Here is a 26,545-nt window from a genome sequence, read left to right on the forward strand (position 1 = left end):
GGGCCGCCCGGGGCGGCGGCGGGCGGCCCGCCCCGCGGCGGGCGCTGCCGGTGGCCGGCGCGGCCGCGCTCGCCGCCGCCGTCGGCCTGTCCGGGTACGCGGTGCCGGTGGGCACCGACGCCGCCGACACCGTGCGGATCGCCGTGGTGCAGGGCAATGTGCAGCAGCCGGGCATGGACTTCCTCGGCCGCCCGATGCTCATCCTCAACAACCATGTCGAGGCCACCGAGCAGCTGGCCGCCGATGTCGCGGCGGGCCGGGTCGAGCAGCCGGACCTGGTGATCTGGCCGGAGAACGCCTCCGACCTCGACCCGTACAAGTACCCCGAGGCGCGGCAGGCCATCGACCGCGCGGTCGCGGCGGTCGGGGTGCCGGTCCTGGTGGGCGCGCTGGTCGACCACCCCACCGAGGAGGGGTACGTCGAGAACCAGGGCATCGTGTGGGACCCGGTCACCGGGCCCGGCGCCTCGTACACCAAGCAGCACCCGGTGCCGTTCGGCGAGTACGTGCCCTTCCGCGAGCAGCTGAGCACCTTCATCTCGCGCCTGGAGCGGGTGCCCCGCGACTTCTACCCCGGGGACCGCACCGGGGTGCTGGACGTCGGCCCGGCCCGGCTCGGCGATGTGATCTGCTTCGAGGTGGCCTACGACGGGATCGTGCGGGACACCGTCAACGCCGGGGCGCGGGCGCTGGTCATCCAGACCAACAACGCCACCTACGGCAGGACGGGACAGCCCGAGCAGCAACTGGCGATGTCCTCGCTGCGCGCCGTCGAGCACGGCCGGGCGATCGTGACCGCCGCGCCCAGCGGGCTGAGCGCCATCGTGGCGCCGGACGGCACCGTGGAGCAGGTCACCGAGGAGTTCACCCAGGACGTCCTGGTCGGTGAGCTGCCGCTGCGGGACGCCCGTACGGTCGCGGACCGGGTGGGCGCGGCGCCCGAGTGGGCGCTGGCCGGCCTGGGGCTGCTGGCCTGGCTGTGGGTGCCGGTGCGGGCGAGACGGCGGGTCCATCAGGGGCGGGGCGAGCAGGGGGACGGGGCGGCGGACGCCGGAGCGGCGAGGTGACCGAGGGCCCGGACCTGGACCGGGTTCTGGTGATCATCCCGACCTACAACGAGGCGGAGAACCTGCCGCCGCTGCTGGAGCGGCTGCGCCGGGCGGCCCCCGGGTGCGACATCCTGGTCGCCGACGACAACAGCCCGGACGGCACCGGCAAGATCGCGGACGAGGCGGCCGCGGCGGACGAGCGGATCAAGGTGCTGCACCGCCGGGGCAAGGAAGGGCTGGGCGCCGCCTATCTCGCCGGCTTCGAGTGGGGTCTGGCGCGCGGCTACGGGGTGCTGGTGGAGATGGACGGCGACGGCTCCCACCAGCCGGAGGAACTGCCCCGGCTGCTGCGGGCGGTGCGCGCCGGCGCGGACGTGGTGATCGGCTCGCGCTGGGTGCCGGGCGGCCGGATCGTGCACTGGCCCAAGTACCGGGAGCTGCTGTCCCGGGGCGGCAGCACCTACTCCCGGCTGCTGCTGGGGCTGCCGATCCGGGACGTCACCGGCGGGTTCCGGGCCTTCCGCGCCCCGGTGCTGGACGCCGGGCTGCTGGCGGACGTGGCCTCGCAGGGCTACTGCTTCCAGGTGGATCTGGCCCACCGGGCGGTGCGGGCCGGGCACCGGGTGGCGGAGGTGCCGATCACCTTCGTGGAGCGCTCGTACGGCGACAGCAAGATGAGCCGCGACATCGTGGTGGAGGCGCTGTGGCGGGTGACGGCGTGGGGCGTGGCGTCCCGGTTCAGGAAACTGACCGGGACCGGCACACTGGAATCATGACGAGCGGCTTCCCGAACCCGTACGAAGGCGCCCGCGGGCGCCCCTCCGGCGCGCACTCCGTGGCGACCCGGCGCCGGTCCCGGCCTCTGCTGCCCCTGGGGGTGGCGGTCTGGGCGGTGCTGGAGATCTGGCTGCTGACGCTGGTCGGACAGGCGTGGGGCGGGCTCACCGTCTTCCTGATCCTGGCCGGCGGGCTGCTGGTGGGCGCCCTGGTGATCAAGGGCGCCGGGCGGCGTGCCTGGCAGCAGCTGACCGCGAGCGTCAAGGCCGCGCAGGAGCCGGGGCCGGCGAAGGAGCGCCAGGAGCCGGAGGGGCGGCGGCGCAGCAACGCGCTGACCATGCTCGGCGGTCTGCTGATCATGGTGCCGGGGCTGGTCTCCGACCTGCTCGGGCTGCTGCTGGTCTTCCCGCCGACCGCCGCGCTGCTCACCCGGCTGGGCGGACGCTGGCTGCGGCGCAGCACCGGTCCGGTGGGCGCGGTGTTCACCGATGTGCGGACCGCGCAGCAGCAGATGCGGATGCGGCGTCCGGACGGCAAGGTCGTGCAGGGCGAGGTCGTGGACGAGGACGAGGGCGGTCCGGGGGACCGGCGCGGGGACGGCGGGCGGCCGTAACCGCACGCCCTCCGTACGCCCCCCGTCCGGCGTACGGCCGGGACGGAAACAGCCGAGGGCCCGGGTCACCGATGAGGTGACCCGGGCCCTTCCGCGACGCTCTGCGCCGCTCCCGGTCCGGCTGTCGTCAGGCGGACTTGCGGCTGTCGCGCGGGTGCACGGCGATGTTCATCGCACCGGAGCGCAGGACCGCCAGCCGTTCGGCCAGCACTTCCTCCAGCTCCTCCCGCGTACGCCGCTCCATCAGCATGTCCCAGTGCGTACGGGCCGGCTTGCCCTTCTTCTCCTCGGGGCTCTCGCCGTCCACGAGCAGGGCCTGCGCACCACAGACCTTGCACTCCCACTCCGGCGGGATCTCTGCCTCGACCGAGAACGGCATCTCGAATTGATGTCCGTTCTGGCATGCGTACTCCACGGCCTGGCGCGGGGCCAGGTCGATGCCGCGGTCGGTCTCGTAGCTGGTCACCACGAGCCGCGTGCCGCGAAGAGCTCGCTCACTCATGAATCGTGCCTCCCGGGCTCATCGCCCACAGGACAGGTGTCGCTGTCGTCATCGGTCAGGTCAACGTCCGGTCGGCGGTAAAGATTCCCGTGTGGGTCATGCGTCGCCCGTCGTGCCGCCTCTTCTTGTACCCACCAGCGTCCGGTTTGTCACATCAGGGCTGAGATGTCACCCGGCGTCCGCACAGGATGGCTCATGGTCACGGTCCGTCCGGTGGGATCGAACGCGTAGAATACCCGGCTGCCGCTCCCGCGTCGAAATCCGGTCGGACATCCGCTCGGGTGGCGACGGGAACATCCTGCCGAAGAGCCGCAGGAACCACTGTGCCACCGGACCGATGGTGAGGGCGAACACCGCCGTGCCGACGCCCACCGTGCCGCCCAGCAGAAAACCGGCGGCCAGCACCGTCACCTCGATGCAGGTGCGCACCAGCCGCACCGAGCGGCCGGTCACCCGGTGCAGCCCCGTCATCAGCCCGTCCCGCGGCCCCGAGCCCAGCCGGGCGGTGATGTACAGCCCCGTCGCCGCCCCCAGCAGCACGATCCCGCCGGCCAGCAGAGCCACCCGGGCGGCCCAGCCGGACGGCTCCGGGATCACCCGCAGCGCGGCGTCCAGCGACAGCCCGACCAGGAACACATTGGCCACCGTGCCCACCCCCGGCCGCTCCCGCAGCGGGATCCACAGCAGCAGCACCAGCGCCCCGACCGTGATCGACACGGTGCCCATGCTCACCCCGGTCTGCCGGGAAACCCCCTGATGGAGCACGTCCCACGGGCTGGTGCCCAGCTCCGAACGGACCAGCAGCGCGCAGGCGGTGCCGTACAGCACGAGCCCCACGGACAACTGGACGAGCCGGCGGGTCCGGTGCATCTGGACTCCTGATGACGGTGGTGCGGGGGTTCTCCCGGTGGACTGAACCATGGCATTGTGGGACGCGTTTGGATTCGCCTGCCATGGCCAATCGAGGGAAGGTGGCCCGCAACCGATGCCCCAGTGGACCTCAACCGTGGGTGCCGCCCAGCTGGCCCGGCTCCTCGGCTCCCAGAAGGGCGCGCCCGGCGGCCGGCGCGCCCCCGCCTACCGGAACCTGGCCGACGGCGTCCGGCTGCTGGTGCTGGAGGGCCGGGTCCCGGTCGCCGCCCGGCTGCCCGCCGAACGCGAACTGGCCGCCGCGCTCTCCGTGAGCCGCACCACCGTCGCCGCCGCCTTCGACGCGCTGCGCACCGACGGCTTCCTCCAGTCCCGGCGCGGCGCCGGGAGCTGGACGGCGGTGCCGCCCGGCAGGCCGCTGCCGACCCGCGCCCTCGACCCGCTGCCGCCCGAATCGGCGGAAGGCGTCATCGATCTGGGCTGCGCCGCGCTGCCCGCGCCCGAGCCCTGGCTCTCCCGCGGCTTCGAGCGCGCGCTCGCCACCCTGGGACCGGCCGCCGGTACCCACGGCGACTTCCCGGCCGGGCTGCCCGAACTGCGCCGCGCCCTGGCCGACCGGTACACCGCGCGCGGGGTACCGACCATGCCCGAACAGATCATGGTGACCACCGGCGCGATGGGCGCGGTGGCCGCGATCTGCCGGATGTTCACCCCGGGCGGCGAACGGGTGGCGGTCGAACACCCCAGCTACGCCAACGTGCTCCAGCTGATGCGGGAGGCCGGGGTACGGCTCGTCCCGGTGCCCCTGCTCGACAACGGCCTGGGCGGGTGGGACCTGGCCGGCTGGCGGCGGGTGCTGCGCGAGGCGGCGCCCCGGACGGCGTACGTGGTGGCCGACTTCCACAACCCCACCGGCGCGCTGGCGAGCGACGAGCAGCGCCGGGAGCTGGTCGCGGCGGCACGGTCGGCCGGTACCGTCCTGGTCGTCGACGAGACGATGGCCGATCTGGCGCTGGACCGCCCGCCGGGGGAGCCCGGGCCGCGCCCGGTGAGCGGGTTCGACCCGGGCGGCTCGACGGTCGTCACGGTCGGATCGGCCAGCAAGTCGTTCTGGGCCGGCCTGCGGATCGGCTGGGTCCGCGCCACCCCCGAGGTGATCCGCGCGCTGGTGGCCCGGCGCGCGTACGCCGATCTCGGCACCCCCGTGCTGGAACAGCTGGCGGTCGCCGCGCTGATGACCGACGGCGGCTGGGACGCGGCCGTCGCCCAGCGCCGGGAGACGATCCGCGCGCACCGCACCGCCGTGGTGGCCGCGCTGCGGGCCCGGCTGCCGGAGTGGGAGTTCGCGGTGCCCTCCGGCGGGCTGACCCTGTGGGTGCGCACCGGCGGGCTGTCCGGATCGCGGATCGCGGACGCGGGGGAGCGGTTCGGGGTGCGGGTGCCCTCCGGGCCGCGGTTCGGCGTGGACGGGGCGTTCGAGGGCTATCTGCGCATCCCGTTCACCGTGGGGGAGCCGACCGCGTCCGAGGCGGCGGCCCGACTGGCGGCGGCGGCGCGGTTCGTCGCCGAGGGCGCGCCGCAGACGGCGCAGACACCGAGGGGGTACATCTCGTGAGCGACATCGTCATCCGGGCCGCGGCGGCCGGTGGCACGGCGGCGGAGCTGGAGCGGCTGCGGGAGATCGAGCGGGCGGCCGGGGAGCCGTTCCGGGCGCTCGGCATGGCGGCCATCGCGGACGACGCGCCGCCCTCGCCCGCCGTCCTGGACGGCTACCGCCGGGCGGGCCGGCTGTGGCTCGCGCTGCCGGACGGCGCGGGGCCGGGCGAGGCCGTCGGCTATCTGCTGGCCGACGAGGTGGACGGCGCCGTCCACATCGAGCAGGTGTCCGTCCACCCGGCGTGGGGCCGGCGCGGCATCGGGCGCGCCCTGATCGACGCGGCGGCCAGGCCGGGCACGGCGCAGACGCTGACCACGTTCACCGAGGTGCCGTGGAACGCGCCGTACTACGCGCGGCTGGGCTTCCGTCCGCTCACCGAGGCGGAGCTGACCCCGGGCCTGCGGGCGATCCGCGCCCACGAACGGGAACTGGGGCTCGATCGGTGGCCGCGGGTCTGCATGCGCCGGCCGGCGGCGGAGGCAGGGCCGGCCGCCGGCTGACCGCCCGCGGGGCCGCTCACTTGGCGTCCGCGTAGCACTCCACCACCGCCGTCGTGAACGGGAAGCGCGCCGGGGTGCGGCCGAAGACCGTCTCCGCCGCCGTCACCGACGCCCGGTCCAGGGCGGCGCGCACCGCGTCGGCCTCCTCCGCGGGGCAGTGCACGATCACCTCGTCGTGCTGGAAGAACACCAGCTCGGCCCGCATCCCCCGCAGCGCGCCGCGCAGCGCCGCGAGCAGCACGAGCGCCCAGTCGGCGGCGCTGCCCTGGACCACGAAGTTGCGGGTGAAGCGGCCCCGGGCGCGGGCGGCGGGGGAGGTGTCGGACCAGTCGTCGGCCGGTGGCTCCGGCGGGCAGGTGCGGCCCAGCCAGGTGCGCACCAGGCCGCCCTGCTCGCCGGTGCGGGCCGCCTCGTCCACATAGGCGACCGCAGCCGGGAAACGGCGGCGCAGATCGGCGAGATACCGCAGGCCGTCGCCGGAGGTCTGACCGTAGATCGCGCCGAGCAGGGCCAGTTTGGCCTGTTCGCGGTCGCCGGAGAACGCGCTCCTGGACAGCGCCGTGTACAGGTCGGCGGCCGAGCCCGCCACCTCCATCAGGCCCCGGTCCCCGGAGATCACCGCCAGGACGCGCGGCTCCAGCTGGTCCGCGTCCGCCACCACCAGCCGCCAGCCCGGGTCGGCGACCACCGCCCGCCGGACCACCCGGGGGATCTGGAGCGCCCCGCCCCCGTTCGAGGTCCAGCGGCCCGACGGGGTGCCGCCCGGCACGTACGCGGTGCGGAACCGGCCGTCCCTGACCCAGGTGCGCAGCCACGACCAGCCGTGCGCGGTGTGGATGCGGTACAGCTTCTTGTACTCCAGCAGCGGGGCCACCGCCGGATGGTCGATCTCCCGCAGCTCCCAGGCCCGGGTGGAGGTGAGTGTGATGCCGGCGCCCCGGAAGGCGCGGATGATGTCGGCCGGCAGATCGGGCCGCACCCGCTGCCCGGGGCCGAAGGCGCGGGAGATCTCCTCGGCCAGCTCGGCCAGCCGCCGGGTCTCCTGCCCGCCGGGGTAGCGCTCGCCGAGCAGTTCGTCGAGCATCGCCCGGTGGAGGTCGGCGCGCCAGGGCAGTCCGGCGTGGGTCAGTTCGGCGGCGACCAGGGCGCCGGCCGACTCGGCGGCGAGCAGCAGCCGCAGCCGACCCGGGTGCGCGGCCCGGGCGGTGCGCTCCAACTGGTCGGCGTACACCTCCACCAGCGCGGTCAGCGGGTCGGTGCCGGCCGGCAGCGGCGGCGGTCCGGTGTCGAACAGCGAGGGCTGGCCGGTGTCGGCCGAGGCGGGCCGCGGATCCTCGGGGACGGGCAGCCCGCGCAGCCGGGCGAAGGCGGCGGGCAGCGAACGGGGCAGGCCGTAGCGGCCGTCGTACCCGAGGAGCAGCGCCTCGGCCAGTTCCACGTCGTAGCAGCGCTCCACCCGCACCCCGGCGGCCAGCAGCCGGGGGTGGAGCGCGGCCGTGGAGCGCCACACCCAGCGGGTGACCCGGGGCCGTGCCGCGACGGCGGTGGCCGCGTCCGGCTCGCGCGCCACCGGGCCGCCGATCCGGCCCCGGTCGTCCAGGGCGCACACCAGGGCCGAGCCGTCCGGCTGTTCCGCCAGGGCCCACCGGCCCCCGTATTCGTACACGTTCTCGATTCTGGCAGGTGGTACCGACACCGCGCGGGAACGACGCGTCCTATGATCGCGGCGTGAGCAGCCCTGAAGAGCAGACCCGCCCGCCCGTCGCCGCGACCGGGGACACCGACCGCAGCGACCCGGCCTACCGGGCCTGGCTGAAGGACGCGGTGCGCAAGGTGCAGGCGGACGCCAACCGCAGCGCCGACACCCATCTGCTGCTCTTCCCGCTGCCCGAGGCGTGGGGCATCGACCTGTACCTGAAGGACGAGTCCACCCACCCCACCGGCTCGCTCAAACACCGGCTGGCCCGCTCGCTGTTCCTGTACGGCCTGTGCAACGGCTGGATCCGGCCCGGCCGCCCGGTGATCGAGGCCTCCAGCGGCTCCACCGCCGTCTCCGAGGCGTACTTCGCGCGGCTCGTCGGCGTGCCGTTCATCGCCGTGATGCCCCGCACCACCAGCCGGGCCAAGACCGAACTCATCGAGTTCCAGGGCGGTACCTGTCATCTGGTGGACGACCCGGCCACCGTGTACGACGTGTCGGCCGCGCTCGCCGCCGAGACCGGCGGGCACTACATGGACCAGTTCACCTACGCCGAGCGGGCCACCGACTGGCGCGGCAACAACAACATCGCCGAGTCGATCTACCAGCAACTGCGCCTGGAGCGCTATCCGGAGCCCGCCTGGATCGTGGCGACCGCGGGCACCGGCGGGACCTCGGCGACCCTCGCCCGCTATGTGCACTACATGCAGTACGACACCCGCATCTGCGTCGCCGACCCGGAGAACTCCTGCTTCTACGACGGCTGGCTGGCCGGCGACCCGTGCGCGGTGAGCGAGAACGCCTCCCGCATCGAGGGCATCGGCCGGCCCCGGATGGAACCCAGCTTCGTCCCCGGCGCGATCGACCGGATGATGAAGGTGCCGGATGCCGCCACGGTGGCCGCCGTACGCGCCCTGGAGAGCGCCATCGGCCGCAAGGCGGGCGGCTCCACCGGCACCGGGCTGTGGAGCGCCCTGAAGATCGTCGCCGAGATGGTGGCCGAGGGGCGCACCGGCTCGGTGGTCACCCTGATCTGCGACCCGGGCGACCGCTACCTCGACAAGTACTACTCGGACGAATGGCTGGCGCGGCAGGGACTTGACATCGCCCCGTACCGCCGCGCCATCGACGGCTTCCTGCGCACCGGCCGCTGGAACTGCTGACGCCACGGCCGGGCCCGGGCCCGGCCGCCGCCCGGCTCAGCCGGCCGCGCCCGCCGGCTCCGGCCCGGCGATGATCAGTTCGGCGACGTGCTCCTCGATCTCCTCCCGGTCGTCGGACGCGAGCCCCGCGTCCATCACCAGGGTGTCCACCTCGTCCAGCGAGGCGAACGAACTGAGCCCCGTCGTCCCCCACTTGGTGTGGTCCGCGACCACGACCACCCGGCGGGCCGAGCGGATGAAGTGCCGATTGGTCTCCGCCTCGGCGAGGTTGGGCGTGGAACAGCCCGCCTCCACCGAGATGCCGTGCGTCCCGAGGAACAGCACGTCGAAGTGGAGCGAGCCGATGGCCGCGTCCGCGACCGGGCCGACCAGCGTCTCCGAGGGGGTACGCACCCCGCCGGTCAGCACCACGGTGGCCGCCCCGCTCTCCACGCCGCGCCCCTCCGCCGGGCGGCGTGCGGCGTGGAACACATCGGCCACCCGCACCGAGTTGGTGACCACGGTGAGATCGGGGATGTCCACGAGCTGCTGGGCCACCGCGAAGGTCGTGGTGCCGCCCGCGAGCGCCACCGCCGTGCCGGGCACGACCAGGGACGCCGCCGCGCGGGCGATGTCGCTCTTGGCGGTCAGCTCCAGCTCCGACTTGGCCTCGAAGCCGGGCTCGTGGGTACGGGCCTGGTCGACCGGGACCGCCCCGCCGTGCACCTTCTCCAAAGTGCCCTGCCGGGCGAGCACGTCCAGGTCGCGCCGCACCGTCATGTCCGAGACCTGGAGCATCCGCGTCAACTCGCTGACCCGGATTCCGCCTCGGCGGCGAACCTCCTCCAGGATCAGGGCGCGTCGCTGCCCAGCCAGCAGGTTCTGGTTGTCGGCCACGGGATCCTCTCCGGGGTGCCGGGGGCGTCCGCGCGTGCGCGGGAGCCCCCGGCGTTCGCCCCATTGGCTGCTGAAGGAGTCATCTTCGCATGTTCGAACCACCACCGACGCGGAGAAGCCTTCTAGCATGAACACCTCACCGGAGCCCGCGGTGGAACTGCTGGTGCACGGAGTCGGCGGCACCACCCCCCAGAAAATGCTGGAGGACCCCCGCACCACCCGCGTCACCGGCGACAACACCGCCTCGCTGCACCGGCGTACGGACGACGCGGCCGACCGGCCCTGGAGCGACACCACCCCGCTGCGCGAGGCCTACTCCTGGTCCAACCTCACCTCGGGCAACGGCGCACGCGCCCTGTGGCTGCTGTTACTTCCCTTCATGGTCGTCAACCTCGCCCACTGGATGCGCCCCGATGTGCGCGGCACCCGGCGCACCCAGCGGCTCTACGACCTGCTGGTCCGGCTCGTCGCCCTCTCCCTCACCGTCCTGCTGGTGGCCGGGGCCTGCTCGGCGGCGCTCGACCTGGTCGCCTGGCAGTGCGGCGCCTCGGCCGCCTGCACCGCCCACACCTCCTGGCTCGGCTTCTGGGGCCCCGACGGCGGCTGGTGGGCGCAGCCGGGCCGCCGGCTCGCCCTGGCCGCCACCGTGCCGCTGGCCCTGGTCGCCCTGCTGTGGTGGCTGTCGCACCGCACCTGGAGCGCGTACGAGTCGGCCTCGCCGCCGGTGCGCGCCCTGCCGGACGGCCCCGACCGGCCGCTGCTGAGCCTGCCCGGCTTCTGGTACGGGCGCACCCTGGTGAGCCGGCTGCGGGCCGCGCACACCGCGGCCGGGCTGCTCACGGTCACTTCCGTGCTGCTCACCGCCACGGGCACCGCCGACCGCACGGTGGGGTGGTGGCTGCTGGCCGGGCTGACCGCCGGTGGCTGGATCGCGGTGGCGGCCATGGAGAAGGGGCACGGCCGCAGCGAGGAGGAACCGGACGAGTCCGAGACCCCGGTGGCCGTCAGCGGGCTCCCCTGGGCGGCGCTGGCGCTGCTTGCGGTGACGCTGGTGCACACCGGGTGGAGCCGGCCGCACTGGGAGGCGGAAGGGGCGCTGCCCGCGGGTGACGGTTTCTACCCGGTGCTCGCCATCGTCCAGGGGGCGCTCGTCCTGGGCCTGGCGCTGACCGCGTTCTGGCTGCACCGGAACGCGCCGCGCATGGACCGGGGCGCGCTGCTGGGGCTCGGTGGCGCGTCGGTGGCGATGATCGCCTGCGCGCTCGCCGGGATGCTCACCGGCGCGGTGGTGCAGTGGCTCGGCGCCTGGCTGGAGCCCGGGTCCGCGTTTACCGGCTCCGCCGACGCGGTGATCGCCGGGCCGCCGGTGCAGCTGAGCTGGCAGTCCAGCACCATCCCGGCGCTGCTGGTGGTGCTGCTGGTGCTGGGGGCGGCGGCGCTGCGGTCGGTGCTGCGCCGCCGCGCCGCGCTGGAGCCCGGCGTACGCGCCCGGTACCCGGACGAGAGCTGCGCGCCGGATCGCGAGCGCAGCCGTGCCATCGCCTCGGCCATCGCCCGGGCCGGTGCCACGGACTCGGCGCCGCAGCTGATCGGCTGGCTGACGGCGGCCTCGGTGGTGCTCGGACTCGCGGTGGTGGCCGGCGCGCTGACCGGGGAGCCGCCCGCGGTGGTGGCGGCGGACGCGCCCGGACCGGTGGCGGCGTTCGCGGAGTTCTCGCAGACCCTGGGGGCGTGGCTGGCCGGAATACTGGTCCTGGCCCTGCTGGCGGTGGGCCGCCGCGCGTACAAGGACGCGGGGGCGCGGCGTACCGTCGGCATCCTGTGGGACGTGGGCACCTTCTGGCCGCGCGCGGCGCATCCGTTCGCGCCGCCGTGCTACGCGGAGCGCGCGGTGCCCGATCTGTCCTGGCGGATGGGCACCTGGATCGACGCGACCGGCGGCCGGGTCGTCATCTCCGGGCACTCGCAGGGCAGTGTGCTGGCGGCGGCCGCCGTGTGGCAGCTGGATCAGGCGACCCGCAGCAGGGTGGCGCTGCTGACGTACGGTTCGCCGCTGGAGCGGCTGTACAGCCGCTGGTTCCCGGCGTACTTCGGGACGCGGCGGCTGGCGGCGCTGGGGGAGGAGATGACGTGCTGGAGCAATCTGTGGCGGGAGACCGATCCGATCGGCGGACCGGTGGGCCGGTCCTCGGTGGACGTGGGCCCGCTGCCCGACCCGCTGCACTACGGGCGCAATCTGCGCCGGCCGCTGCCCGAGCCGATCCTGGGGCACGGGGACTACGCCGCGGACCCGGCCTTCGCGGAGACCCGGGCGGCGCTCTTCCAGCGGCTGGCGGCCGGCCGCCCGGAGCCGGCGGTGCCGCGCCAGCAGCCGGGGGAGGCGGCGGGCACGGTGGAGGCGGAGGCGTAGCGGACGCGGTGCCCGGCGCGCCACCGGATCGGCGGCGGGCACCGGACGGCAGCGGCCGGGCACGGGACACCGGCTCCCGCCGTTCCTACAGCGGCGGCAGATCCTCCGGGTACAGCAGGGTCAGCTCCTCGGTGCTGGGGTCGGGCAGCTGGGCCACCCGGCCCGCGTGCCGTTCGACCATCGCCTCGAACGTCTGGCGCGCGGTGCGGCCGTTGCCGAAGGTGGGGCCCTTGGGCAGGTCGGTGAAGTGCTTCAGCAGCGCTTCGCGGGTGCCCTCGCCCAGTTCGTACTCCTGCTCGCCCGCCTGCCGGCTGACGATGCTCAGCAGTTCCTCGGCGTTGTAGTCGCCGAAGGTGATGGTGCGGGAGAAACGGGAGGCCACACCGGGGTTGACGGCCAGGAAGCGCTCCATCTCGGCGGTGTAGCCGGCCACGATCACCACGACCGCGTCCCGGTGGTCCTCCATGAGCTTGACCAGGGTGTCGATCGCCTCGCGGCCGAAGTCGCGTCCGGCGTCCTCGGGGGAGAGGGCGTACGCCTCGTCGATGAACAGCACGCCGCCGCGGGCCCGGTCGAACGCCTCCTGGGTGCGGATCGCGGTCGAACCGATGTGCTCGCCCACCAGGTCCACCCGGGAGACCTCCACCAGGTGGCCCCGCTCCAGCACGCCGAGCGAGTGCAGGATCTCGCCGTACAGCCGGGCCACCGTGGTCTTGCCGGTGCCGGGGGCGCCGGTGAACACCAGGTGGCGGCGGACCGAGGCGGCCTTGAGCCCGGCCGCCTGGCGGCGCCGGCCCACCTCGATCATGTCGATGAGGGCCTTGACCTCCAGCTTGACGCTGTCCAGGCCGACCAGGGACTCCAGTTCGGCCAGTACCTCGTCCGAGGGGCGGCTTTCGGCCACCGGCGCCGCGTCCGGCGCGGTGTCCGCCTCGGCCGCCGCCGGCTGCTGGGCCTGCGCCGTCGCCGTCGCGGTGGCCCGCGCCGGGACCGCGGGCGCGGCCGGCTCGGCCGCCACGCGGTCGCCCGGGGCGATCGCCTCGTCGCTGTGGCAGTCGGTCAGCACCGGGCCGTTCTCGGAGAACACGTAGCCGCCCCGCGAGCACCGCTCGGTGCGGCAGCGGATGAGTTCGCTGCGGCAGCCGTCGATGATGTGGAAGCCGTAGCCGCGCGAGCCCGTCACCCGGCAGCGGGTGAACGTCCCCCGGCCGCGCGCCGAGACGTAGAAGCCGGCTTCGGCGGGCGCGGTGATGACGCAGTCCTCGACGGCCGGATCGGCGTCCTTGCTGATGATGACGCCCGTGGTCGCCTGGTCGATGGTGCAGCCGGTGACGGTGCCGCCGCTGCCCTGGTCCCGGAACCAGGCGCCGGTGCCCACCCGGTGCATCCGGGTGGCCTCCACCCGGGCGGTGGCCCCGTCGCTCACCGAGATCGCCGAACCGCGCACGTGCTCGATCTCGCTGTCCACCACATCGGCCCGCGACCCGGAGTCCAGCACGAACAGCGCGTCGGGCACATGATCGACGGTGCACGACTCCAGGACGGTCGTGGCGCCGTCGCTGACCCACACCGCCGGATAGTCGCCGGTCGACTCGTGGATCCGGGTGTGATGGGCGTCGACGTGCGTGCCCGGGTCCCACACCGACACCCCGTTGCGGCCGAAGCGCCGCACCGTGGAGCGCACCAGGGTGAGCACCGAACGCGACCGCAGATCCAGGGCGTTCTCCGGGATGTCGTGGATCTCGGAGTCCGTCAGGGTCAGAACGGCGTCCGACTCCAGGGTGACGCCGTCCCCCGTGGTGGCGCTGACCCGGCAGTCCGTCAGATGGGCGGTGGCGCGGTCCGCCAGGCGTATCCCGGCGCCCTTGATGTCGTGGAAGTCGCAGTCCACCGCGTCCACCGCGCTGTCCCCGCCCACCACGGAGAGCCCCGAGCCCTGGCCGCGCCGCACCCGGCAGCGTTCCAGCCGCAGATGGGCCGGGCCGCGGACCGAGACACCGGCCTGCCCCGACTCGGCGACCTCGCACTCCTCGAACAGGCCGCCCGCCCCGTCGCCGACGCCGATGCCGACGCCGGTGGCGTTGCTGACCTCGCAGCGCCGCACGGTGGGCCGGGCGCCGCCGCGCACCTCGATGCCGGAGGCGGAGGAGGTGCGGATGAGCAACTCGCTCAGTTCCGGGGTGCTGTTCTCGATGAGGACGGCGGGGGCCGCGATGTCCTGGCCCTCGATGCGCAGCCGCTGCACGATGGCGGAGCCGCGGACGGTCAGTGGTACGCCCTCGGCCGGGGCGATGCGCGCCGAGCCGTCCTTCTCCTCGGGGCCGCGTACGGTGACGGACTGCTCGATCACCAGGTTCTCGCGGTAGGTGCCGGGGCCCAGGACCAGGATGTCGCCGTCGGCGGCGGCGGCCAGGGCTTCGGCGACGGTGCCATAGACGGCGGTCCGGCGCCGCCAGCGGGAAGTTCCGGTGTGCGTGACCTGGACCGAGCCTTCTGCCATGGACTTGTGTGCCCCAACCTGATGCGATGACGGAGCGCGCTGACACGCGTACGAGGACCCACCGTAGCGTGCTGCGGGCTGATGGGATGACCGCAGCGGCCTGCGTAAACCCTATCTCGCACATCCGATCGCCCTCGCCCGGGAGAGTGACGGATGGTGAGGTCCCGATGGCGGAGTGTGAGGAAAGTCCAGGGGTGACCGCCGGGTTACCCCTGATGATTTTACGAGAATCCTCAAATGCCGCTCTCTTTTGAGTGATTGCCGTAGGACTTTCGCTCCTCCTACCGTCTCGCTCCATGACGACTTCGACGGATCCGTCCGCGCAGGGCGCCGAGCCGCACTCCCAGCTGAGCCTGGCGACCGCGGCCGCCCGTAATCTCGCCACCACCACCAAGACGCCCCCGCAGATGCAGGGGATCACCTCCCGGTGGCTGCTCAAAGTTCTTCCCTGGACGCAGGTTTCGGGCGGCACGTTCCGGGTGAACCGCCGCCTGAGTCACACCGTCGGAAACGGCCGGGTGGAATTCGTGTCCACCGGCGCCGAGGTACGCGTCATCCCCGCCGAACTCGGCGAACTCCCGCCGCTGGCCGGATTCACCGACCCCGACGTTCTCGGGGAATTGGCCGCCGCCTGTGTGCAGCGCGATTTCGTTCCCGGAGAAACGATCCTGGAAGCCGGCGCCCCCGCCGACACCGTGGTCCTGATCGCGCACGGAAAGCTCAGCGAGCGCGGCGCCGGATTCTACGACTCCGAGACCGAGTTCCGGGTGCTCGCCGACGGCGACTTCTACGGCGACGCCGCCCTCGCCGACGGCGACCCCGGCGTCCTGGAACACGGTCTGACCGCGCTCACCAGCGGCACCGTACTCACCCTGGACCGGGCCGCGTTCGAGCGGGTACGGGACCGCTCCGCCGCCCTGCGCGCCCACCTCGCCGAAGCCGGCACCCGCGAGGCCGCCCGCCGCTACGACGCGCACGGCGAATCCGCCATCGAACTCGCCGCGGGCCACGCGGGAGAGCCCGAACTGCCCGGCACCTTCGTGGACTACGACCTCAGCCCGCGCGAGTACGAGCTGAGCGTCGCCCAGACCGTGCTGCGCGTCCACAGCCGGGTCGCCGACCTCTACAACGAGCCGATGAACCAGGTCGAGGAGCAATTGCGCCTCACCATCGAGGCGCTGCGCGAGCGCCAGGAGCACGAGCTGGTCAACAACCGCGAGTTCGGCCTGCTGCACAACGCCGACCTGCGCCAGCGCATCCACACCCGCTCCGGGCCGCCCACCCCCGACGACCTCGACGACCTGCTGGCCTCCGTCTGGAAGGAACCCAGCGTCATCCTGGCCCACCCCAAGGCCATCGCCGCCTTCGGCCGGCAGCTCAGCGAACGCGGCCTCTACCCCGGCAGCGCCGACATCGACGGCCACGCCGTCCCCGCCTGGCGCGGCGTCCCCGTGCTGCCCTGCGACAAGATCCCGGTCACCGAGCGGGGCACCACCTCGATCCTCGCCCTGCGCACCGGGGAGAAGAACCAGGGGGTGATCGGGCTGCACCGCACCGGGATTCCCGACGAATACCAGCCCAGCCTCTCCGTCCGTTTCATGGGCATCAACGAGAAGGCCGTCATCTCCTATCTGGTGAGCGCCTACTACTCGGTGGCCGTACTCGTTCCGGACGCGCTCGGCATCCTCGAAGACGTGGAGATCGGGCACTGACCATGACCACCTCCACCGATCCCGCCGCCGTGCCGGAACGCTCCGCCACCAGTCTCGACACCGCGGCCGCCCGCAATCTCGCCAGCACCACCAAAACACCCCCGCAGATGCAGGGGATTTCCTCCCGCTGGCTGCTGAAAATCCTGCCGTGGGTGCAGGTGTCGGCCGGCACCTTCCGGGTGAACCGCCGCCTGAGCCACACCGTCGGAAACGGCCGGGTGGAATTCGTCAGTTCCGGCGCGCAGGTCCGGGTGATCCCGGCCCAGCTCACCGAATTGCCCGCGCTGCACGGGCTCACCGACCAGGAACTGCTCACCACCCTGGCCGGCCACTGCGAACAGCGGGAGTACGGGCCCGGCGACCGCATCGCCACCCTCGGCGACACCGTCGAGGAGGTGCTGCTCATCGCCCACGGCAAGATCAGGAAGCTCGGCCCCGCCGCCTACGACGACGCCGCCGAACTCGGCACCCTCGCCGACGGCGACTACACCGGCGACGAGGCCCTGGCCGCCACCGGCCCCACCCGCTGGCCGCACACCCTCAAGGCCGTCACCCGCGCCACCGTGCTCGCCCTGCCGCTCGCCCGGGTACGGGCCGTGGCCGATGTGGCGCCCGTGCTGCGCGGCCATCTGGACGCGGTGGCCGCGGCCACCCGCGACGCACCGGCCCGCAACAAGCGCGGCGAGGCCGACATCGCGCTCGTCGCGGGCCACGCGGGGGAGCCCGAACTCCCGGGCACCTACGTCGAGTACGACCTGCACCCCCGCGAGTACGAGCTGAGCGTCGCGCAGACCGTGCTGCGGGTCCACACCCGGGTCGCCGACCTCTACAGCGAACCCATGGACCAGGTCGAGCAGCAGCTGCGGCTGACCGTGCAGGCGCTGCGCGAGCGGCAGGAGCACGAGCTGGTCAACAACCGCGAGTTCGGCCTGCTGCACAACGCCGACCTGCGCCAGCGCATCCACACCCGCACCGGGCCGCCGACCCCCGACGACCTCGACGAGCTGATCGCACGCCGCCGCAAGACCCAGTACCTGCTCGCCCATCCGCGCACCATCGCCGCCTTCGGCCGGCAGTGCAGCGCACGGGGCATCTACCCGCAGGACACCGAGGTCGACGGGGTACGGCTGCGGTCCTGGCGCGGTATCCCGCTGCTGCCGTGCGACAAGATCCCGGTGACCCCGGCCGGTACCAGTTCGATCCTGGCGCTGCGCACCGGGCAGGAGAACCAGGGCGTCGTCGGGCTGCACCAGACGGGAATTCCCGATGAATACGAACCCAGCCTCAACGTCCGTTTCATGGGGATCAACGACAAGGCGGTGATCTCCTACCTCGTCAGTGCCTACTACTCCGCCGCCGTGCTGGTGCCCGACGCCCTCGGCATTCTGGAGGACGTGGAAATCTGACCGCTTTCCGCCGCCGCTTTTCGGACATGACGGCCACCGGCCCTCGCGGGGGATTCGCCCGGCTCCCCCGCACGGGCCGGGCCGCCCGGCGGACGCGGCCGCGGTGACCGGAGACGACCGGCGCAGGCACGGCCTCGCCGGTCCGACCCGCGCCCCGGCCCTACTGCTCGCTCCAGTAGCCGCCCTGGTGCCCCTGACCCTGACCCTGGCCCTGCGGGGCGGCACCCGGATACGGGTGCTGCTGCTGGTGCGGCTGCTGCTGTCCGGGGTACTGACCCTGGTACCCCGGTGACGGCTGGGCGGCCTGCGCGTAGTTCTGGCCCTGCCCCTGGCTGTGCCCCTGGTTCGGATAGCCGTAGCCGCCGCCCGGCTGCATCGGGCGCGGCGCGGCCGGCCGGGGCGCGGCCGCCGGACGCATCTGCTGCGGGGCCGGGGCGGGACCGCCCTGCTGGCCCGGGTACGGCCGCTGGGCCGGGGTCTGCTGGGGTATGTAGGCGGCCGGCGCCTGCGGCGCGGGCGCCGGGAGCTGCTGGCGCACCGGCATCGCCGCGTGGTGGTCGCCGTACCCGCCGGACGGGTAACCGTGCTGCTGCGCGGCCGGCGCGGCGGGCGCGGAGACGGCCGAGGGCAGCGCGGGCAGCGCCGGAAGGGCGGGCTGCGGGCTCGGCGCGGGCCCACTGGAGGGGAATCCGTGCAACTGGTCGTAGGGCAGCGAGACCCGGATGGGGGCGATCTGCGGGGTTCCCCGCTCGGCCACCAACCTGTCGTAGATGGGCGTGTCAGGGAATGACGGTGAGGAGTAGCCACCGCCGTAGGGGCGCGGGGAGGTCATGCTCCATAAGTTAAGCCCACCGTGAGGTGGTTGGGGAGAGCGATTGGCCGCTCTTTTGCCGTCCCTGGAGGTACCCCGAGCACGCGATACCCGTGAATACCGGGAAAACCGGAGAAAAGCATCCGATGGGTGATCACGTGCCGGGGTCCGCGGAGCACCGGGGGCGTCCCCGAGGGCAGTTGACACCGTGGTGGCATAGTTGATGAAGCGCCCCGAGGACAACGGCGCCGGCCCGGCCACCCGACGCGAAGGAAGCGAAGATGCTCAAAGGTGCGAATGTCCCGGTGACGGCACGGTCGGTACGTGTCGAGATCGGCTGGCAGACCGCCTCCGGCGCCCCCGACGTGGATGCCTCGGCCCTCCTGCTCGCCCACCGCAAGGTGCGCTCCGACGAGGACTTCGTCTTCTACAACCAGCCCCGGCACGCCTCCGGCGCCGTCCGGTACGACGGCAAGCAGCCCGCGGGCGCGGTCGTCGCCGACCGGCTGAGCGTCGACCTGGCCTCCGTGGAGCCCGGCATCGAGACCGTGGTGCTGGCCGCCTCCGCCGACGGCGGGGCCTTCGGCCAGGTGCAGGGGCTGTACATCCGGCTCCTCGACACCGACACCGGCGCCGAACTCGCCCGCTTCGACAGCGAGGACGCCAGCACCGAGACCGCCTTCGTGCTCGGCGAGCTGTACCGGCGCGGCGGCGGCTGGAAGTTCCGCGCGGTCGGCCAGGGCTACGACTCCGGGCTCGCCGGTCTCGCCACCGACTTCGGCATCTCCGTGGACGACGCCCCGGCACCCGCTCCGGCCGCCGCCCCCGCGCCCGTGCCGGCCCAGGCCGCCCCGCCGTCCGCTCCCGCGCCGGCCGCCGCGCCCGTCCGGCTGAGCAAGGTCACCCTCACCAAGAGCGCCCCCACCATCTCCCTGGCCAAGCAGGGCGCCACCTCCGGCACCATCCGCGTCAACCTCAACTGGCAGGAGCGCGTCCAGGAGCAGCAGAGCTGGAAGCAGCGGTTCAGCAAGGCCATGGGCGGCGCCCTCGACCTGGACCTGTGCGCCCTCTTCGAGCTGGCGGACGGCCGCAAGGGCGTCGTCCAGGCCCTCGGCAACGCCTTCGGCGCGCTGCACCAGCCCCCGTACATCCACCTCGACGGCGACGACCGCACCGGCGCCGTGGCCGCGGGCGAGAACCTCACCATCAATCTCGATCACGTACGTGAGCTGCGTCGCATCGTGATTTTCGTAACCATCTACTCCGGCGCCGCCAGCTTCCGCGACATCTCCGCCACCGTCACCCTCACCCCGCAGCAGGGCGCCCCGGTCGAGTTCACCCTCGACGAGTGCACCGTCGACTCCCCGGTGTGCGCCCTGGCCCTGCTCACCAACGAGAACGGCGAACTGGTCGTCCAGCGCGAGGCCCGCTACCTGGTGCCCGAGCCCCGGGTCAGCCCGCAGCGCACCGTGGACCACGCCTACGGCTGGGGCATGCAGTGGACCCCCGGCAGCAAGTGAATCCCCTGCCGCGCACGTAGGCTGCTGGGTGTGAAGATCGCACTCGTCGACTCCGGTCTCGGACTGCTGGCCGCCGCCGCGGCCGTACGCCGGCAGCGGCCCGACGCCACCCTGCTGCTCTCCGGCGACCCCGAGGGCATGCCCTGGGGCCCCAGGGAACCGCGGGACATCACCGCCCGGGCGCTCGCCTGCGCCCGGGCGGCGGCCCGTTACCGGCCCGACGCGCTGATCGTCGCCTGCAACACCGCCTCCGTCCACGCGCTGGACACCATCCGGGCCGCCCTCGAACCGGGCATCCCCGTCATCGGCACCGTGCCCGCCATCAAACCGGCCGCCGCCGCGGGCGCCCCCTTCGCCATCTGGGCCACCCCGGCCACCACCGGCAGCCCCTACCAGCGCCGGCTGATCGCCGAGTTCGCCGCCGGCGCCACGGTCACCGAAGTCCCCTGCCACGGCCTCGCCGACGCGGTGGAACGCGCCGACGCCCGCGCCGTCGACGCCGCCGTGGCCGCCGCCGCCGAGCTGACCCCGCCCGACACCACCGCGCTGGTGCTCGGCTGCACCCACTACGAACTCGTCACCCGGCCCATCCGGGAACGCCTCGCCCACCTCGGCCCGCTGCCGCTGTACGGCTCGGCCGACGCCGTCGCCGCCCAGGCCCTGCGCCGCATCGGGGCGGCCCCCGCGCCGGACGCCCCGGCCACCGGCGCGCTGCTGGTCCTGGCCGGCGGACGGGAGGCGTCCCTGCCGGACGCCGCGCTGCGCTACCCCGAGACCCGCTCGCTCACCGGCGGCGCGAACCAGGTGGCCGCCTCGCCGGACCGCGCCCGCGCGATCCGCTCCAGCTGAAGGCCGTCCAGCGGCGGCAGCGCGTCCAGCGGGAACCAGCCCACCTCCGAGGACTCGTCGTCGTTCACCCGCGCCGTGCCACCGGCCCGCCGGGCCAGAAAACAGATGTTCATGTACTGGCAGCGGTCCCCGTTCGGATACTCCACCGGCGGGGTCGCCCCCACGGACAGCACCCGCTCCAGCACGACCCGCACCGCCGTCTCCTCGTACACCTCGCGCACGATGGCCTCGCCCGGCTCCTCACCGGGGTCCGGGATACCGCCGATCAGTGTCCACGCGCCGTTGTCCGAGCGGCGCACCAGCAGCACCCGGTCCGCCTCGTCCAGGACGACGGCGCTCACCCCCGGCAGCCACAGCAACTGCTGACCGGCGCTGCGCCGCAGCTCACGAATGAAATCCGGAGTAGCCATGGCCCCACCCTAGGAGAGGCGGACCGCCGGGGGTAAGGGCCCACCGGGCACGGCTCCCGGCTGGGGCACGCGGGACGCCGGCGGCCTTGCCCGGCAGGCCGGGAAGCACCGGCGGCCCGGCGGCGGCGTCGCCGGCGGCGCCGGAGCCCGAAGCTCAGGCGGTGGCGTCTTCGGCGGCGACCCGGCGCACGGTGCGCAGCGTCGACCGGAGGGTGTCCGGATCGGCCGAGCCCAGGGCGAGGCGGATCGCCTGCGGTGTGTGCGTCGAAGTGGTGAACGGCTCCGCCGTGGTGACGGAGATGCGCCGGCGCGCGAGGGTGGCGGTCAGGCGGTCGGCGCGTGCGTCCTCGGGCAGCGGCAGCCAGGTGAAGTAGGACGAGGGATGGCCGATCAGCGGGAGGCCCTCCAGTTCCTGCCTGACGAGCGTCTGGCGCGCCCTGGCGTCGTTTCGTTTCCGCGCTTCCAGCTGGTTCACCGTGCCGTCGTCGAGCCAGCGGCAGGCGATGGCGGTGGTGAGGGCGGGGGTGTTCCAGGTGGTCGCCCGGATGGCGCGTTCGAGCGAGGGCACCGCGGATGGCGGGGCGAGGACGAAGCCGACCCGCAGGCCGGTGGCGACGGACTTGGAAAGCCCGGAGACGTACACGGTGATGTCCGGCGCGGTCGCGGCCAGGGGCGGGGGCGGGTCCTCGACCAGGTAGGCGTATGCGGCGTCCTCGATGATGAGCGTGCCGTGCCGGCGGGCGATCCCGATCAGGCGGGCGCGGTCGGTCGCCGGCATGACCCAGCCCAGAGGGTTGTGCAGGGTGGGCATGGTGTAGATCGCGCGCACCGGGCGGGTCGCGCACAGCCTCTCCAGGGCATCGAGATCCGGTCCGCCGGCGGCGGCGGGGATGGGCTCCAGGTCGAGATGGAAGGCGTGCGCGAGCACCTTGAATCCTGGGTAGGTGAGTGCGTCGACCGCGACGACGTCGCCGGCGCTCAGCGTGGCCATGATGGTGATGGCCAGGCCGTGCTGGGCGCCGTTGGTGATGAGGACCTGCTCCGCGTCGGCGGTGATTCCCCGGCGTCCCAGGTGTCGCGCGACGGAGGCCCTGTCCTGGGGACGTCCTCGGTGTGGCTGGTAGCGCAGCAGCGAGTCGAGATCACCGGAGGTCGCCACCTCGCGCAGGGCCTGCCGCAGGAGATCGGCCTGGCCGGGCAGCGAGGGGTGGTTGAAGTTGAGGTCGACCGTGCCCGCGGCGACGGCTCGCTGATCGATGCCGTGCCCGGCGGGGACCGCGATGTCCCGCACGAACGTGCCGCGGCCCTGCTCCCGGCTCACCAGGCCCATCGCATCCAACTCGGCGTAGACCCGGGTCGCGGTCACCACGGCGATGCCCTCGCGGGCGGCGAGAGCACGGTGGGTCGGCAGCCGCGTCCCCGGGGCGAGGCGCCCGGTCCTGATGCCGGACGCGAGCGTGTCGACCAGCTCTTTGTAGCGCGAGGCTGCCATGCACCGGATTGTATCCATGACAATTCTTTGACTGTCCTGATCCCGGATCCTTACCGTCGGGTCCTCCCATCCGGAAAGGACAACTGTCGTGCACATCGCCATCCTCACGTTCGAGGGCTACAACGAGCTCGACTCCCTGATCGCCCTCGGTGTGCTCAACCGCGTCAAGACGGATGACTGGCGCGTCACCCTCGCGACCCCCGGCCCCAGGGTGACGTCGATGAACGGGGTGGTCATCGAGCAGATGTCCACGCTTGAGGAGGCGTGCGCCGCTGACGCCGTCGTGGTCGGCAGCGGCGTCGCCACGCGCGAGGTCACCGAAGATCCGGCCATCATGAAGGTCCTGCGAGGCCTGGACCCCTCGCGTCAGCTCATCGCGGCGCAGTGTTCGGGCGCGCTCGTGCTGGCCCGGCTCGGCCTCCTCGACGGCATCCCCGCCTGCACCGACCTCATCACCAAGCCGTGGGTCGTCGCCGCCGGCGTCGAGGTCCTCGATCAGCCCTTCTACGCCAAGGACAACATCGCCACCGCCGGCGGCTGCCTGGCCGCGCACTACCTCGCCGCCTGGATCATCGCCCGCCTGGAGGGCGACGGAGCGGCCGAAGCCGCGCTGCGCTATGTCGCCCCGGTCGGTGAGAAGGAGGACTACGTCGAGCGTGCCTGGCGCAACATCGCCTCCTACCTGCCCGCTCCCGCACCGGCGCGGGTCTGACGGCCCGTCGCGGGCAACGGCCGGCCGGGAAGCCGCCCAAGACGGCGTTCACCGCCCTTCCACCGGGCAGCGGACCGGAGCCGGGGGAGGTCGTGGGGCGGCCCGGCTCCGTCACATCTTGCGGTACTCGTACGCGTCCGAGGCCGCCGCCGCCACCGCGGCCAGCTCCGCCCCCGCCGAGGCCGTCACCAGCGCCGCCACCGCGCCCTCCACGAACGGCGCGTCCACCAGCCGGGTGTGCGGCGGCAGTTCGTCCCCCTCCGCCAGCAGCGCCTGCACCGTGAGCACCGCGCTGCCCAGATCGGCCAGCACCGCCACCCCCGCGCCCCCGTCCACCTGCCGCACGGCCCGGGTGATCAGCTCCGCGCTGGTGCCCAGACCACCGTCCGCGTCGCCGCCTGCCGCCGCCACCGGCGCCGGTGTGCCACCCCCGGCCAGCCCGGCCGCCAGCCGCGCCACCGACTCGGCCACCTCCTTGCTGTGCGAGACCAGCACGATCCCGACCATCGGCTGCCGCGTCTCAGACATCGCCCGCCACCTCCGCGAGCGTGGCGAACAGCAGCGCGGAGGACGCCGCCCCCGGATCCTCGTGACCGATGCTGCGCTCGCCCAGATAGCTCGCCCGGCCGCGCCGCGCCCGCAGCGGGATCGTGGCCTCGGCGCCGCGCGCCGCCGCGTCCCGGGCCGCCGGATAGGACTCGGCGAGCGCCGCGACGCCCGGGTACAGCGCGTCCAGCATGGTCTTGTCACCCGCCTCCGACTTGCCCAGCGTCCCGACCGCCCGCACCCCCTCCTCCAGCGCCGCCCGCAGGTCGGCGTCCGACACCTCGGGAGCGTCCCCCAGCGCCTTGCCGGTACGCCGCAGCAGCGTGCCGTACAGCGGCCCCGAGGCGCCGCCGACCTTGGACACCAGCGTCCGGCCGGCCAGCGTCAGCACCGCGCCGGGGGTGTCCGGCTGCTGCGGATCCCGTGCCTGAAGGGCCTCGGTCACCGCCTGGAAGCCGCGCCGCAGATTGGCACCGTGGTCGGCGTCGCCGATGGCCGAGTCCAGCTCGGTGAGCCGGCCGGCCTCCCGCTCCACCGTCCGCGCCGTCGCGGTCAGCCAGCGGCGGAAGAACTCCGCGTCCATCCTGGTCCTCACCCTCCCGGTCTCAGCGGCCCCAGCGCAGCCCCGGCGTGCTCACCGGGGCGTCCCACAACCGCAGCAGATCCTCGTCCACCTGGCACAGCGTCACCGAGGCGCCCGCCATGTCGAGCGAGGTCACGTAATTGCCGACGAGGGTACGCGCCACCGCCACCCCGCGCTCCGTCAGCACGCGCTGCACCTCGGCGTTGAAGCCGTACAGCTCCAGCAGTGGCGTACCGCCCGTCCCGTTGACCAGCGCCAGCACCGGACCGTCCGGGCGCAGATCCTCCAGCAGCGCGTCCACCGCCACATCGGCGATCTCGCCCGAGGTCATCATGGCGCGCCGCTCCCGGCCCGGCTCGCCGTGGATGCCGATGCCCAGCTCCAGCTCGCCCTCCGGCAGATCGAAGGTGGGGCCGCCCTTGGCGGGGGTGGAGCAGGCGCTGAGCGCCACCCCGAAGCTGCGCGAGGAGTCCGCGACCTGCCGGGCGATGGCGGCCACCCGGTCCAGGTCCGCGCCCTCCTCGGCGGCGGCCCCGGCCAGCTTCTCCACGAACAGCGTGCCGCCCGTGCCGCGCCGGCCGGCCGTGTAGGTGCTGTCCGTGACGGCCACGTCGTCCTGCACCAGGACCTTCGCGATCCGTACCCCCTCGTCATCGGCCAGTTCGGCGGCCATGTCGAAGTTGAGGACGTCACCGGTGTAGTTCTTGACGATCAGCAGCACCCCGGCGCCGCTGTCCACGGCCGCGGCGGCCCGCACCATCTGGTCGGGGACCGGCGAGGTGAAGACCTCCCCCGGACAGGCGGCGTCCAGCATGCCGTGCCCCACGAACCCGCCGTGCAGCGGCTCGTGCCCGGAGCCGCCGCCGGAGACCAGGCCCACCTTGCCGGCCACCGGGGCGTCCCGGCGGACGATCACCCGGTTGTCGACGTCGACGACCAACTCCGGGTGCGCCAGGGCCATTCCGCGCAGCGCGTCGGAGACCACCCGTTCCGGAACGTTCATCAGCATCTTCATTCGGCCAGCCTACGGATGCCCGCCCGGTACGGCACCCGGGCGGACGGCGTCCGGGGGAGCGGGCGGATGCGGGCCCGGCGGCGGCCGGACAGGGTGAGAAGCGGACATCCGGCACGGGAAGGAGGCAGCGGTGGCGCACGGCGAGCTGCGGGTGACCCTGCTCATCGCCCTCACCTTCGCGACGGGCTCGGTGGACGCCGTCAGCTATCTGACCCTCGACCAGGTGTTCACCGCGAACATGACCGGCAACGTGGCACTGCTCGGCTTCGCCGCCGCGGGACACGGCGAGGTGCCGCTGCTGCGCACCGGCATCGCACTGCTGGGGTTCGTGGCCGGCGCGGTCGCGGCCGGGCGGCTGACCCGGCACACGGCGCCGGCCGGCGGCTGGCCCGCCCGGATCAGCGTGGCGCTGGGCGGGAGCACCGCGCTGCTGCTGCTGGTCGTCGTGGTGTGGCCGGTGGCGTCCCGCGATGCGCTGGCCGGGCTGCTCGGGCTGGCCATGGGGCTCCAGGGCGGGGCCGTGCGCCGGCTCGGCGTCGCCGACCTGCCCACCACGGTCATCACCAGCACCCTGACCGCGCTGGCCGTCGGCGAACCGCCCCGCAGACGGCGCCGGCTCGCCGCCCCGGTGGCCCTGCTCGCGGGGGCCGTCGCCGGAGCGCTGCTGATCCACTGGCATCCGGTGCTCGGCCTGCTGCCCGCCCTGGCCACCCAGGTGGCGGTCCTCGCGGCGGCCGGTGCCGTCCCCGGTGCCGGGCGGCGCCCGCGTGCGGCCGGCTGAGGCCCGCCGCGCCGGGGTGCCCCGCGCGGATGAGCACGGGAGCGCGTCGGCCGGCCGGTGCGTTGTGCCGGGCACGCGGCAGGGCCGGAACC

The 26,545-nt window shown here is 73.8% G+C and carries 23 protein-coding genes and 1 pseudogene; 13 read left to right on the top strand and 11 right to left on the bottom strand.

Annotated elements, in window-relative coordinates; genetic code table 11:
* The 3 genes from lnt to fxsA all read left to right on the top strand — a co-directional run.
* A partial coding sequence (gene lnt, locus ACFV5N_RS07620) for an apolipoprotein N-acyltransferase (RefSeq protein ID WP_385595431.1) occupies nt 1-1,067 on the top strand: 1,067 nt, incomplete at its 5' end.
* Entirely contained in the window at nt 1,064-1,825 is a 762-nt protein-coding gene (locus tag ACFV5N_RS07625; RefSeq protein ID WP_385595434.1) for a polyprenol monophosphomannose synthase, read from the top strand. The genes lnt and ACFV5N_RS07625, both read left to right, overlap by 4 nt.
* Nucleotides 1,822-2,439, top strand: a complete 618-nt coding sequence (fxsA, locus tag ACFV5N_RS07630) for an FxsA family membrane protein (RefSeq protein WP_385595437.1) — start codon at nt 1,822-1,824, stop codon at nt 2,437-2,439. The genes ACFV5N_RS07625 and fxsA overlap by 4 nt, the downstream gene beginning before the upstream one ends.
* 127 nt (nt 2,440-2,566) lie before the next feature.
* Here fxsA and ACFV5N_RS07635 read toward each other — a convergent pair whose 3' ends face one another.
* A complete protein-coding gene (locus ACFV5N_RS07635) occupies nt 2,567-2,941 on the bottom strand; it encodes an RNA polymerase-binding protein RbpA (protein ID WP_026047558.1) in 375 nt (124 codons plus the stop codon).
* Between the two features lie 168 nt (nt 2,942-3,109).
* Nucleotides 3,110-3,811, bottom strand: coding sequence for a YitT family protein (locus ACFV5N_RS07640; RefSeq protein WP_385595441.1), 702 nt, complete (start codon nt 3,809-3,811; stop codon nt 3,110-3,112).
* A 115-nt stretch (nt 3,812-3,926) separates the two neighbouring features.
* Between ACFV5N_RS07640 and ACFV5N_RS07645 the strand changes: the two genes are divergently transcribed.
* Entirely contained in the window at nt 3,927-5,426 is a 1,500-nt protein-coding gene (locus tag ACFV5N_RS07645) for a PLP-dependent aminotransferase family protein (protein ID WP_385595444.1), read from the top strand.
* A 5-nt stretch (nt 5,427-5,431) separates the two neighbouring features.
* On the top strand, nt 5,432-5,968 hold the full coding sequence (locus ACFV5N_RS07650; protein WP_385595488.1) for a GNAT family N-acetyltransferase: 537 nt from the start codon (nt 5,432-5,434) through the stop codon (nt 5,966-5,968).
* A 16-nt stretch (nt 5,969-5,984) separates the two neighbouring features.
* On the opposite strand, the gene ACFV5N_RS07655 is transcribed toward ACFV5N_RS07650, so the two are convergent.
* Nucleotides 5,985-7,634, bottom strand: a complete 1,650-nt coding sequence (locus ACFV5N_RS07655) for a bifunctional 3'-5' exonuclease/DNA polymerase (protein WP_385595445.1) — start codon at nt 7,632-7,634, stop codon at nt 5,985-5,987.
* Between the two features lie 62 nt (nt 7,635-7,696).
* On the opposite strand from ACFV5N_RS07655, the gene ACFV5N_RS07660 reads away from it, so the two are divergent.
* Nucleotides 7,697-8,830 (top strand): PLP-dependent cysteine synthase family protein, encoded by a 1,134-nt coding sequence (locus tag ACFV5N_RS07660; RefSeq protein ID WP_385595448.1) that lies wholly within the window; start codon nt 7,697-7,699, stop codon nt 8,828-8,830.
* A gap of 36 nt (nt 8,831-8,866) precedes the next feature.
* Here the strand turns inward: ACFV5N_RS07660 and ACFV5N_RS07665 are convergent, their stop codons facing one another.
* Nucleotides 8,867-9,706, bottom strand: a complete 840-nt coding sequence (locus tag ACFV5N_RS07665) for a DeoR/GlpR family DNA-binding transcription regulator (RefSeq protein WP_385595450.1) — start codon at nt 9,704-9,706, stop codon at nt 8,867-8,869.
* Nucleotides 9,707-9,833: 127 nt separating this feature from the next.
* Here ACFV5N_RS07665 and ACFV5N_RS07670 point away from each other — a divergent pair, with 127 nt between their 5' ends.
* Nucleotides 9,834-12,116 (top strand): hypothetical protein, encoded by a 2,283-nt coding sequence (locus tag ACFV5N_RS07670; RefSeq protein ID WP_385595453.1) that lies wholly within the window; start codon nt 9,834-9,836, stop codon nt 12,114-12,116.
* 85 nt (nt 12,117-12,201) lie between these two features.
* Here ACFV5N_RS07670 and ACFV5N_RS07675 read toward each other — a convergent pair whose 3' ends face one another.
* Nucleotides 12,202-14,616, bottom strand: a complete 2,415-nt coding sequence (locus tag ACFV5N_RS07675; protein WP_385595455.1) for a right-handed parallel beta-helix repeat-containing protein — start codon at nt 14,614-14,616, stop codon at nt 12,202-12,204.
* A gap of 296 nt (nt 14,617-14,912) precedes the next feature.
* Here ACFV5N_RS07675 and ACFV5N_RS07680 point away from each other — a divergent pair, with 296 nt between their 5' ends.
* Both ACFV5N_RS07680 and ACFV5N_RS07685 read left to right on the top strand, forming a co-directional pair.
* Nucleotides 14,913-16,328: a family 2B encapsulin nanocompartment shell protein gene (locus ACFV5N_RS07680; RefSeq protein ID WP_385595458.1), complete on the top strand. Its 1,416-nt coding sequence runs from the start codon at nt 14,913-14,915 to the stop codon at nt 16,326-16,328.
* A gap of 2 nt (nt 16,329-16,330) precedes the next feature.
* A complete protein-coding gene (locus ACFV5N_RS07685; RefSeq protein ID WP_385595460.1) occupies nt 16,331-17,734 on the top strand; it encodes a family 2B encapsulin nanocompartment shell protein in 1,404 nt (467 codons plus the stop codon).
* A gap of 325 nt (nt 17,735-18,059) precedes the next feature.
* Here the strand turns inward: ACFV5N_RS07685 and ACFV5N_RS07690 are convergent.
* Nucleotides 18,060-18,566: pseudogene (locus tag ACFV5N_RS07690) on the bottom strand (DUF6643 family protein); the annotation flags it as partial.
* 260 nt (nt 18,567-18,826) lie between these two features.
* On the opposite strand from ACFV5N_RS07690, the gene ACFV5N_RS07695 reads away from it, so the two are divergent.
* Together ACFV5N_RS07695 and ACFV5N_RS07700 are read left to right on the top strand one after the other, a co-directional pair.
* Entirely contained in the window at nt 18,827-20,065 is a 1,239-nt protein-coding gene (locus ACFV5N_RS07695; RefSeq protein ID WP_385595463.1) for a TerD family protein, read from the top strand.
* Nucleotides 20,066-20,095: 30 nt separating this feature from the next.
* Nucleotides 20,096-20,914, top strand: coding sequence for a glutamate racemase (locus tag ACFV5N_RS07700; RefSeq protein ID WP_385595466.1), 819 nt, complete (start codon nt 20,096-20,098; stop codon nt 20,912-20,914).
* Here the strand turns inward: ACFV5N_RS07700 and ACFV5N_RS07705 are convergent.
* The gene (locus tag ACFV5N_RS07705) at nt 20,830-21,324 is read right to left on the bottom strand and encodes an NUDIX domain-containing protein (protein ID WP_385595469.1); all 495 of its coding nucleotides are present in this window, start codon (nt 21,322-21,324) and stop codon (nt 20,830-20,832) included. The genes ACFV5N_RS07700 and ACFV5N_RS07705 overlap by 85 nt on opposite strands.
* Nucleotides 21,325-21,478: 154 nt before the next feature.
* Nucleotides 21,479-22,816, bottom strand: a complete 1,338-nt coding sequence (locus tag ACFV5N_RS07710) for a PLP-dependent aminotransferase family protein (RefSeq protein WP_385595472.1) — start codon at nt 22,814-22,816, stop codon at nt 21,479-21,481.
* Nucleotides 22,817-22,904: 88 nt separating this feature from the next.
* Between ACFV5N_RS07710 and ACFV5N_RS07715 the strand changes: the two genes are divergently transcribed.
* Nucleotides 22,905-23,528, top strand: coding sequence for a DJ-1/PfpI family protein (locus ACFV5N_RS07715; protein ID WP_385595475.1), 624 nt, complete (start codon nt 22,905-22,907; stop codon nt 23,526-23,528).
* 111 nt (nt 23,529-23,639) lie between these two features.
* Here the strand turns inward: ACFV5N_RS07715 and ACFV5N_RS07720 are convergent, their stop codons facing one another.
* Genes ACFV5N_RS07720 through dhaK form a run of 3 tightly spaced genes read right to left on the bottom strand, consistent with a single transcriptional unit; the run spans nt 23,640 to nt 25,672 of the window.
* Nucleotides 23,640-24,056, bottom strand: coding sequence for a PTS-dependent dihydroxyacetone kinase phosphotransferase subunit DhaM (locus ACFV5N_RS07720; RefSeq protein WP_385595477.1), 417 nt, complete (start codon nt 24,054-24,056; stop codon nt 23,640-23,642).
* Complete coding sequence (dhaL, locus tag ACFV5N_RS07725) at nt 24,049-24,657, bottom strand: dihydroxyacetone kinase subunit DhaL (RefSeq protein WP_385595480.1); 609 nt, start codon at nt 24,655-24,657, stop codon at nt 24,049-24,051. Before dhaL ends, ACFV5N_RS07720 begins: the two co-directional genes overlap by 8 nt.
* 22 nt (nt 24,658-24,679) lie before the next feature.
* Nucleotides 24,680-25,672, bottom strand: a complete 993-nt coding sequence (gene dhaK, locus ACFV5N_RS07730; RefSeq protein ID WP_385595482.1) for a dihydroxyacetone kinase subunit DhaK — start codon at nt 25,670-25,672, stop codon at nt 24,680-24,682.
* 130 nt (nt 25,673-25,802) lie between these two features.
* Between dhaK and ACFV5N_RS07735 the strand changes: the two genes are divergently transcribed.
* Nucleotides 25,803-26,453 (top strand): YoaK family protein, encoded by a 651-nt coding sequence (locus tag ACFV5N_RS07735; RefSeq protein WP_385595485.1) that lies wholly within the window; start codon nt 25,803-25,805, stop codon nt 26,451-26,453.
* Nucleotides 26,454-26,545 lie beyond the last annotated feature (92 nt).

The organism is Streptomyces sp. NPDC059853 (assembly GCF_042731495.1).
Taxonomy (GTDB): Bacteria; Actinomycetota; Actinomycetes; order Streptomycetales; family Streptomycetaceae; genus Streptomyces.

Bases quoted from the DNA above. Each gene is read 5' to 3' on its own strand.
- ACFV5N_RS07645 (WP_385595444.1), top strand. From the start codon at position 3,927: ATGCCCCAGTGGACCTCAACCGTGGGTGCCGCCCAGCTGGCCCGGCTC.
- ACFV5N_RS07680 (WP_385595458.1), top strand. From the start codon at position 14,913: ATGACGACTTCGACGGATCCGTCCGCGCAGGGCGCCGAGCCGCACTCC.
- ACFV5N_RS07695 (WP_385595463.1), top strand. From the start codon at position 18,827: ATGCTCAAAGGTGCGAATGTCCCGGTGACGGCACGGTCGGTACGTGTC.
- fxsA (WP_385595437.1), top strand. From the start codon at position 1,822: ATGACGAGCGGCTTCCCGAACCCGTACGAAGGCGCCCGCGGGCGCCCC.
- dhaK (WP_385595482.1), bottom strand. From the start codon at position 25,672: ATGAAGATGCTGATGAACGTTCCGGAACGGGTGGTCTCCGACGCGCTG.
- ACFV5N_RS07635 (WP_026047558.1), bottom strand. From the start codon at position 2,941: ATGAGTGAGCGAGCTCTTCGCGGCACGCGGCTCGTGGTGACCAGCTAC.
- dhaL (WP_385595480.1), bottom strand. From the start codon at position 24,657: ATGGACGCGGAGTTCTTCCGCCGCTGGCTGACCGCGACGGCGCGGACG.
- ACFV5N_RS07670 (WP_385595453.1), top strand. From the start codon at position 9,834: ATGAACACCTCACCGGAGCCCGCGGTGGAACTGCTGGTGCACGGAGTC.
- ACFV5N_RS07640 (WP_385595441.1), bottom strand. From the start codon at position 3,811: ATGCACCGGACCCGCCGGCTCGTCCAGTTGTCCGTGGGGCTCGTGCTG.
- ACFV5N_RS07685 (WP_385595460.1), top strand. From the start codon at position 16,331: ATGACCACCTCCACCGATCCCGCCGCCGTGCCGGAACGCTCCGCCACC.
- ACFV5N_RS07720 (WP_385595477.1), bottom strand. From the start codon at position 24,056: ATGTCTGAGACGCGGCAGCCGATGGTCGGGATCGTGCTGGTCTCGCAC.
- ACFV5N_RS07675 (WP_385595455.1), bottom strand. From the start codon at position 14,616: ATGGCAGAAGGCTCGGTCCAGGTCACGCACACCGGAACTTCCCGCTGG.
- ACFV5N_RS07710 (WP_385595472.1), bottom strand. From the start codon at position 22,816: ATGGCAGCCTCGCGCTACAAAGAGCTGGTCGACACGCTCGCGTCCGGC.
- ACFV5N_RS07705 (WP_385595469.1), bottom strand. From the start codon at position 21,324: ATGGCTACTCCGGATTTCATTCGTGAGCTGCGGCGCAGCGCCGGTCAG.